The sequence below is a fragment of the uncultured Nevskia sp. genome (assembly GCF_903885465.1).
GTDB lineage: Bacteria > Pseudomonadota > Gammaproteobacteria > Nevskiales > Nevskiaceae > Nevskia.
Genome location: NZ_CAISIQ010000366.1, coordinates 1 through 2,622 on the forward strand (window position 1 = coordinate 1; position 2,622 = coordinate 2,622).

Sequence of the window (2,622 nt, forward strand, 5' to 3'; positions counted from 1 at the left end):
CCCGGCGGATTACGCCGCGAAGGTCGTCAAAACCTTGCTGCATGGCCTGCTGCCTGATAACGCCGTCGGTGTCGCCGTCGACGCCAGCCAATTCCAGAGGAAACCGACGTGATGATGCAACTGCCTTCACGGACCCGACTGAGCCTGTTCGCTTCGGCCTTGTTTGCCAGCGGCTGCGCCCTGGGTCCGGACTTCACCACGCCAGCAGCCCCGGAAACTGCGCGTTACACCAGCGAAGCGCTGCCCGGGACGACCGTTTCCACTGCAGTAGTAGGCGGTGAAGCGCAACAGTTCCTGGCCGGGAAAGCATTGCCGGATCGCTGGTGGACGCTGTTCGGTGCGCCGAAGCTCAATGCCTTGGTCGAACAGGCCTTGATCGCCAGCCCGAGCGTGGCGTCCGCGCAGGCGGCGCTGCGCGTGGCCCAGCAGAACTACCGCGCCGAACGCTCGAACCTGCTGCCGTCGGCGGAAGGCACCTTCGATGCCTCACGACAGAAAATCGATACCGCCACCTTTGGTAATCCAGGCGGCGGCGGCGTGATCTACAACCTGTACAACACCTCGATCGGCGTCAGCTACGGGCTCGATCTGTGGGGCGGCACGCGGCGCGGCGTCGAAGCCGAGCGGGCGGCGGCCGAGTTCCAGCAATGGCAGCTCGAAGCCACCTATCAGACGCTGATCGCCAATGTCGTCACCACGGCGTTCCGAGAGATCGAACAGCGCACCCTGATGGTCGGCCAGGAACTGGTGATCCGGCAGCAGGAATCGCTGCTGAAGATCACCCAGGCCCGTTATGACAGCGGCGCCATCGCCCGCTCCGAACTGTCGTCGATGCAGTCTCAGGTCGCCACCGAACGCGGCAAGCTGCCGGCCTACAAGCTGGCAATGACCCAGGCGCAGAACCAGCTCGCGGTCTATCTCGGCAAGCTGCCGAGCGAGTACGTCAGCGCGCCGTTCGAGCTCGATGAACTGAACTTGCCGCAGGAGCTGCCGATCTCGCTGCCGTCGTCGCTGGTCCGTCAGCGGCCTGACATCCGCGCCGCGGAAGCGACCATGCACGAAGCTTCGGCGCGGGTCGGCATCGCTACCGCCAACCTGCTGCCGCAGATCGCGTTGACCGCCAAGTTCGGCACTCAGGCCTCGGTCATCGATCAGCTGTTCACCGGCAATGTCTGGTCGATCGCCGGCAACGTCACCCAGCCCTTGTTCAATGCTGGAAAGCTGAGAGCCGAGCGCCGCGCCGCGTTCGCGACGCTGGACAAGACGGCGGCCGATTATCGGCAGACCGTGCTTGACGCCTTCCGCAACGTTGCCGATGCGCTGCGCGCGCTGGAAACCGACGCCGAGTATCTGCAGGCCCAGTACACCGCGGCGGATCTGTCGGCGCAGAGCCTGAAACTGACCGAGAGCCAGTACAAGCTTGGCAGCAGCAGCTCCCTGGCCGTGCTCGATGCCCAGACTCGCGATACCCAGGCCCGTGCTGGCTACATCGCAGCCCGCGTCTCGCGTCTCAGCGATACCGCTGCGCTGTTCCAGGCGCTTGGCGGCGGCTGGGCCACGCGCAATGCAGACGCCGAACTGCCCGCCGGTCCACCAGGGGGGCCACCAGGCGGCACGCCGCCGACGGAATCGGCCAGCTCATCCGTGGGTGCGCCGTGATCGCCGCCCGCAACTGCTGCACACGCTCTTCCAATCAATCGACTGACCGCGCTTCGAAGCTCGGAATGCAAAACTCCCGGAGAACCTCATGAAGCGCTGGCTCACCCTCATCGGCGTCGTCGTTCTGATCCTGATCGTCATCGTTGGCGTCAAGGCGTTTCAGATCAAAAAAATGATGGCGGGCTTCGCGGCCGCGCCGGAACCCCAGGTTGCGGTATCAACCTTGACCGCTGCCTTCGAAGAGTGGCAGCCGACCCAGAGCGCCGCCGGCTCGGTGCGCGCAGTCCGTGGCGTGACCTTGTCGACGGAAGTCGCGGGTCTGGTCGACAACGTGTCGTTCCGCTCCGGTGAAGAAGTGAAGGCCGGCGAGCGTCTGGTGCAGCTCAACGCGGTCAGCGATGTCGCTCGGCTCGATGCGCTGAAAGCCGATCTGCGGCTGGCCGAAAGCGTTGCCAAGCGTGATCAGGAGCAGCGCAGCGCCGACGCGATCAGCCAGGCGCAGCTCGACCAGTCGGAATCGACGCTCGCCTCGGCGCGCGCTGCGGTGGCCGAACAGGCGGCGACGGTGGCCAAGAAAGCCATCGCGGCACCGTTCTCCGGACGGCTCGGCATCTCGACGCTGAATCGCGGTCAGTATCTGAATCCGGGCGATGCAATCGTCAGCCTGCAGCAGCTCGATCCGATCTACATCGATTTCAATCTGCCACAGAAAGCGCTCGCCTCGTTGTCGCTCGGCCAGAAGGTATCGGCGGTGTCCGACAGCTTCCCTGGCGTCGCCTTCACCGGCGAGATCAGCGCCATCGAGCCGGCGATCGACGCCGACACCCGCAACGTCAAAGTGCAGGCGACGCTGAAGAATCCGGACAAGCGCCTGTTGCCCGGCATGTTCGCCAATGTCGATGTCACCGTCGGCGAGAAAGCCCGCTACCTGACCGTGCCGCAGACCGCCGTCAGCTTCAATCC

Annotated in this window: 2 protein-coding genes; both read left to right on the forward strand. The window is 65.0% G+C overall.

Going from position 1 to position 2,622, the window contains the following annotated elements:
- The first annotated feature begins 114 nt into the window (after positions 1 to 114).
- Entirely contained in the window at positions 115 to 1,659 is a 1,545-nt protein-coding gene (locus QZY06_RS14365) for an efflux transporter outer membrane subunit (RefSeq protein WP_295685734.1), read from the forward strand.
- Between the two features lie 88 nt (positions 1,660 to 1,747).
- The coding region (locus QZY06_RS14370; protein WP_295685736.1) for an efflux RND transporter periplasmic adaptor subunit at positions 1,748 to 2,622 on the forward strand (875 nt) is incomplete at its 3' end.

What these genes read in the sequence shown, in the direction of transcription:
- QZY06_RS14365 (WP_295685734.1), top strand. Translation starts at nt 115, where the DNA reads ATGCAACTGCCTTCACGGACCCGACTGAGCCTGTTCGCTTCGGCCTTG.